This is a genomic window from Halobellus captivus (assembly GCF_003697845.1).
Classification (GTDB): domain Archaea; phylum Halobacteriota; class Halobacteria; order Halobacteriales; family Haloferacaceae; genus Halorubrum; species Halorubrum glutamatedens.
Window position 1 is genome coordinate 20,972 of the sequence record NZ_RDQE01000023.1, and the last position, 6,314, is coordinate 27,285.

3 protein-coding genes are annotated in these 6,314 nt (G+C 56.1%); 1 reads left to right on the forward strand and 2 read right to left on the reverse strand.

The features are described 5' to 3' along the window. Window positions 1-137: 137 nt before the first annotated feature. Window positions 138-959, reverse strand: a complete 822-nt coding sequence (locus EAO78_RS16935; RefSeq protein ID WP_122106952.1) for a recombinase family protein — start codon at window positions 957-959, stop codon at window positions 138-140. Between the two features lie 448 nt (window positions 960-1,407). After that, window positions 1,408-1,539: a hypothetical protein gene (locus EAO78_RS18660; protein ID WP_275263276.1), complete on the reverse strand. Its 132-nt coding sequence runs from the start codon at window positions 1,537-1,539 to the stop codon at window positions 1,408-1,410. Window positions 1,540-1,691: 152 nt separating this feature from the next. Here EAO78_RS18660 and EAO78_RS16940 point away from each other — a divergent pair, with 152 nt between their 5' ends. Next, complete coding sequence (locus EAO78_RS16940; RefSeq protein WP_122106953.1) at window positions 1,692-5,993, forward strand: Eco57I restriction-modification methylase domain-containing protein; 4,302 nt, start codon at window positions 1,692-1,694, stop codon at window positions 5,991-5,993. Window positions 5,994-6,314: the final 321 nt, after the last annotated feature.

Below are 6,314 nucleotides of genomic sequence, written 5' to 3' on the forward strand. Positions count from 1 at the left end.
CGCACGTTTTGACGGAGTTACCGATTTGTGTTATCACAACCGTGTGATAGAGATCCAGCTCCTTCAGATCGAATGAAGAGTAGCCGAACTCACACTCGTGCGTGTATCTAGGTTGAGGCAGGAGTGGAGGTAGAACGTTAGCGGTCACCGAAGTTGGCAGCCTCCTCCAATCGCTCGACACGGTCGCGCAGCTCTTCGAGGTCAGGACGCCCGGACCGGGCGTCCTTCAGCGGGCGGATATTGGTGAGCGCGTCGTCGACGCGCTCGTCCTCGGCCTCGCCGGCGAGGTAGAGGTCGCGCCGATCTTGGTGGAGGCTCCGGAGCGTCGACTCGGCGATGCCGGTGTCGTCGGCGACGGTCGCGAACGAATCACCGCGTTCGACGCGGGCGATGGCCTCGCGAACGTGAAGGAACTCCGGGGGATCAACGCGGAGGTATCCTTCCTCGACCACGAACCCGGCCGGCGGCCGGCCGGTCCATTTCCCCGCGTCTTGGGCGGCAGCGACCCCGGACCGTATCCGCCGGAGTTTTTGTTTGTGTTCGATTTTTGCGAGGTCGCCGAGGAGCCCCGCGATCATTTCTTTCACGGCGCGATCGACCTCGGAGCTGCCGACGTCGATCGAGAGGCCGACCTCCCGGTCGCGGATCGACGTGTCGTCTTGGAGGGCGTGCTGTATGAAGTCGTGAATCTCACCGCCGCCGAGTCGGGAGAGTCGGCTTATCTCGTCGACAACGACGAGGTCGAGGCTGCCTTTAGCGATCGTTTCTCGGAGTGCGTGGTATTCCTCGGCTTGGTCAGTCGCTGCGCCAGAGACTACGTCGACGTACTCCTCGGTTTCGGCGTCGGGATACTGGTTGTCGACCCATGTCCGCAACTCGTCGAGCTGTCGGCTCGCGTCTTGGTCGGTGGTCGAGACGCGGGCGTATATGGCAACGGTTTCGGGTCCGTCCTCGGTCATGTTTTCGTTTTCGCGAGATTAATTTATACAGGTGGGGGTTTAGGTGAGTCCGTGTAAACCACTACCTTCTCGCGATTTCCAAAATCAGCTGCCCCGTACTGAGAGGAGTATAACCATCGCAAAAGGGGGGACCCACCCCTCGTTTGGAGTGAGTAATCGGGAGAATGCGTGTCGATCTTTCCGACCCCCCACCCCCAGTTTGGAGTGAGTATTCGCAGGGGGGATAATACCGCAATTCCACCGAGAAACTCCAGCCGAAGAGTCGGTGAGTATCACCGAGGTGGGTGTGAGTCCCGAAACCCACCCACCCCTCGTTTGGAGTGAGAATATTAACAAACAGACACTTGTGAGATTATTCTTCTAAATTATGGGATGGCGGCACAGACTGGAATACGACCAGCGATAGAGGTGAAGCAAACTGTTACTCATCAACGCTAATATCCCCCTCTCAGATAGGGAATTCTGTATCTGAGAGAACCGTCTCGACGCTACCGATGGCTGTCTGCTGTAGCTCTCGGAGCGTCGGCTCCTCCGACTCGTCGATCTCCGAGAGGGGCTTGCAGGCGGGCGTTTCGTCCATTCGTATCGAGTGGTCTCTAGAATGGATACTTCGGGTAGACTGAGTCGTGAACGATCTGAACTCCACCATCTTCGCTCTCCGTCACGATGAGCCAGTATTGGTAATCGCTCCGCCATCTATTTAATCGCGCTGACGTGTAGATCTGATATTACATGAGCCAAGCGACGCTCGGGAGTGGTCCCTACCGGAACTCTAGTCTCTTTTCGGGCTACTATCTCGACGAGCGCGTTTCGGATCTGGACGCGTGGGACTGCGACGCCGAAGCCGAGGCAGCCTTCGAACAAATTCGTGACCTCTGGGACAAGGAGGGCAGGCTCCTCCCCTCCTACAACGAGGACGAGTTAATCGACACATGGATCGCCGAGATCGTCGATATTCTCGGGCATGGGACGAGCTCTGAGGTGACGCTTCCAGACGGTGGCGGCTACGTCGACCGACTACTCTTCGAGAATGATGAGGTACGTCGAGAGGGGGCAAAGCGCGCCCTCGACGGCGACCACGAAGGGCTGTTCTCACGGGCGTCGGCGATCCTTGAAGCTAAACAGTGGGACGCCGACTTCGAGCAGCGATTTGCCGAGCAGCGCTCCTACCGTGACGCTTCACACCAGATCAAGTACTACCTCGAACGGACACCGAGCGATCTAAAGTGGGGCGTACTCACCGACGGGAAGAAATGGCGGCTCTACGGGACCAAAGACTACGAGACACAGACCTACTACGAAGTCGATCTGCCGGAGATTCTGGAGAGCGGGGATTTGGAGGCGTTCAAGTACTTTTTCGCGTTCTTCCGACCAGAGGCGTTCGTCGAGCACGCAGGGAGTTCGTTCCTCGACGACGTCTGGACCGAATCGGAGACAGCTGCACAGGAACTTGGCGAAGATCTTCAGGACAACGTATTCCGGGCACTGCGAGTGCTCGGGAAGGGATTCGTCGAGTCGAACGACCTCGACGTGGGCGACGACGGCGACATCAATCGCGACGAACTGAAAGAGCAGTCGCTGGTTCTCCTCTATCGGCTGATGTTCGTGCTGTACGCGGAGTCGCGTGGCCTGATCGACCCTGATGACCCGGACGCGAGCGAGGAGTACTACGAGTACTTCAGCCTCGAATCGAAGCGTGAGGAGATTCTCGACGACGTCGAGGATATGAACGTGGAGTCCGGGGAGGCGTTCACCGAGGAGTACAGCCGGTTCTCATCGTCCATCTGGGGACGGCTCTCGGAGCTGTTCGAGCTAATTGACGAAGGCGAGAAGTCGCTCGACATCCCGCCGTACAATGGCGGGCTGTTCAGTCGCGACGACCACGCGTTCCTCGACAACTACGAGGTGAAGGACCCGTACATCGCCGAGGTCATCTACTGGCTGTCGACGACCGAGAACGACGACGGTGAGCACGTGCCGGCGGACTACGCCGATCTGGACACGCGACACCTTGGCTCGATCTACGAGGGGCTGCTCGAACACGAGTTCCGGATCGCGGACGCGGAGGGCGTCGCAGCAGTCTCAGAGGACGGCGGACAGGTGTGGAAGCCGGCCTCCGAGGTCACAGCGGCAGACGCGATCGAGATTGTCGAGGAAGGTGGGCTATACGTCGTCAACGACGAAGGCGAGCGTAAGGCGACAGGGGCGTACTACACGCCGGACTACGTGGTCACCTACATCGTCGAGGAGACGGTGGACCCGCTGATCGACGAAATCGACGAGGACCTCCGCGAGCAGGGGCTCGAACCGAGTGATCGAGAGTACTTCGCGGAGTTCTGGCAGGAGGTGAAGGACCTCACAATCCTCGACCCGGCGATGGGGTCGGGCCACTTCCTCACGAAAGCGACCGGATACCTCACTGAGCAGGTGATGGAGGTTGTTCGCGAACAGGAGATCCAGTCGTACGACGAGCAGTACATCCGGCGAGAAATTTCAAAAGAGTGCATCTACGGCGTCGATATCAACGAGATGGCGGTCGAGCTGTCGAAGCTCTCGATGTGGCTGGAGACGTTGGCGACAGACCAGCCACTGGCGTTTCTCGATCACCACCTGAAAACGGGCAACTCGCTCGTCGGCAGCGACATCACGGAGGTGCTCTCAGAGGACGGAGACGACGATGATGGTGGCCAGCTCACGCTGACGCAGGCGTTTGCGCGCGTCCGGCAAGACACGCTCGAACACGTGATGGAGTTGATGGCGGATCTGCTCGCGTACGACAACGAGACGCTGGAGGATGTGAAGTCAATGGAGGAGCTGTACGACGAGATCCGCGACGATCCGCTGTACACGCGGCTGTTCGAGTTGGCGAACGTCCACACCGCCGAGGAGTTCGGATGCGACGTGCCCGAGGGATCGTATGAGCAGATGGCGGGCGCGATCGAGGACGAAGCTGATTGGGCCGAGATTCGTGGAGAGGACTGGTTCACGGCGGCGCAGGCGACCGCTGATGAGCACAACTTCTTCCACTGGGAGTTGGAGTTCCCTGAGGTATTCTTCGATTCGGAGGGAGAGAAGATGGACAAGGCAGGATTCGACGCAGTTGTAGGTAACCCGCCGTATATCCGCATTCAGTCACTTCGGAATCACACTCCACTGCAAGCTTCGTACTTTACCACGGTATACGAGTCTGCAACCGGGAATTTCGACATCTACGCTAATTTCACTGAGAAGGGAGAGCAACTGCTCTCGAAGCGTGGGATCTTAGGATACATTGAGCCACACAAATTCTTCCAGAGTGACTTCGGGAAAGGCCTGAGAAAGTACCTATCTGAAAGGAAGTCGATTCACAAGATTCTCTCGTTCAGACACAAGCAGGTTTTCGAAGGAGCTTCTGTCTATACCTGTTTGCTATTCCTTGGAAAGAAAAGCCGAGATGAATTCGACTACGCGGAGATCTCCCCAGAGAAACTCGCGACAGGGTCAGATCTATCGTATCGTTCGATCGAGGCAGATTACGACCCGGAGCCATGGATCTTTCGGGATGCCAAGACTGAGAAAATTCTCAAAAAAATCGATGACGCTGGACCGAGTCTAAAGGAAGTCACAGACCGAATTTATCAGGGGTTGGTCACTAGCGGAGATTCAATCTACCTCTTAGAAAAAACAGAGGACATAGAAGGCGAATATGTCAAGGTCCGCAGCCAAGAAGACGGGAAGGAGTGGAAGCTGGAATCGGAGTTGCTGAAACCTTTGCTAAAGGGTCAAGACGTTCACCGATACGATCCACTCGATCCGAAATATCTCGTTATATTCCCGTATCGACTCCACGAGGATGGAGACGAAGTACGTGCTGAGTTCGTCGAGGAAGAGCAACTCCAGAATTCGTATCCCAATCTCTATGAATACCTCACAGAACACGAAGAGGCGATCAGAGCCAGAGAGAGCGGTAAAATGGACCGTGAGGGGTGGTACGATTATGTCTACCCAAAGAACCTAACCGAATTTGAAGAAGAGAAAATAGTAACCCCCGAGATCAGCTATGGGACCAATTTCACATATGACTCAGAAGGTCTTTACCACAAAACGAAGGTATACGGGGTAAAAACAGACGAGACTCAGGTCGGTGAAAAGTATCTCCTCTCCATTATCAATACAGAAGTACTCTGGTACTTCCTCAAGAACACCGGATACGCACTTCGAGGCGGTTACTTCACATTCAAGACAGACTATCTCAATCCATTCTCTATCCCACTTCCGCCCGAGGCCTCGGAACAAGAGTTTGATCAAAGTCAGTTCGAACAGAAATACTCAGCTTATCTTTCGTCTGGATCAATTGCTGGTGAATTTGATCTCGCGAAGCTCCAAGCTCATGCCGGGGAGATTCTGCCGTGGTTGGCGGATCAAATGATTGAGTTTCATAGAAAGCATAAATCACTGAATCTCTCTCTCCGAGACCATCTTGGAACATATGATTCCGGCCCTTCACTGGCAGAAATTGGATTCACTCAACCACCAGAAAATACCGCTGAATCAACCCTCCGAGAAACCACTGAACAGCACCCGAATCTCCGAGTCGGCACTGCTCGCGTCGATCGCGGGTCCCCCAACACGGTCCTCATAGCGGCCACCGCTCGCTACAAGCCCGACGACGAGGACGCACACGAGACGGACCAGTGGGGCTACACGGAGACCGAGTACCTGCCGGCGTTCCGGATCACGGACCTCACCGAACGGGAGGCTGACCTGATCGAGCACTTCGTCCCGGTCGCCGTCGACGAGGCGGGCGGCTTTGCGAATTTCCGCGAGACGGCGACGAAGACGAATTCACTCATCGACCGGCTGAAGGAGATCGAACTGCCCGACGTCGACGACGTGGCCGACGATCTGGAGAACTACCTAAAGACGAAGGAGCGCGCCGAGGAGCTTGACGCCAAGATCGAGCAGACGGACCAGCTTATCGACGAGATCGTCTACGAGCTATACGGGTTGACTGAGGAAGAAATCGAGATTGTTGAGGAGGCAGTCGGAGAGTAGACATCGTCGCGAACAGTTTTCTCGTTCGACATCTTTCTGTACGCGGTTACGCAATAGGTGCCACCACGAAAGCCGCTGTTTTCGGGTAACAAAGACGGATCTATCCCACGATTTCGGTATTTTACTTAACAATGCACTCCGCAGTGTTCGCTGTTTTTCGGCCTAACTGGGACACCATGTTTCCGCCGTATTGACGGTGTATACAGTGTCAATTATGCGGACACAGGGGGGGGGTGAGAGGGACACCATGTTTCCGCCGTATTGACGCAGAATGCACTGTCAATTATGCGGACACAGGGGGGTGGGGGAGTAGCTCGCGAT

What these genes read in the sequence shown, in the direction of transcription:
- EAO78_RS18660 (WP_275263276.1), bottom strand. Translation starts at nt 1,539, where the DNA reads ATGGACGAAACGCCCGCCTGCAAGCCCCTCTCGGAGATCGACGAGTCG.
- EAO78_RS16940 (WP_122106953.1), top strand. Translation starts at nt 1,692, where the DNA reads ATGAGCCAAGCGACGCTCGGGAGTGGTCCCTACCGGAACTCTAGTCTC.
- EAO78_RS16935 (WP_122106952.1), bottom strand. Translation starts at nt 959, where the DNA reads ATGACCGAGGACGGACCCGAAACCGTTGCCATATACGCCCGCGTCTCG.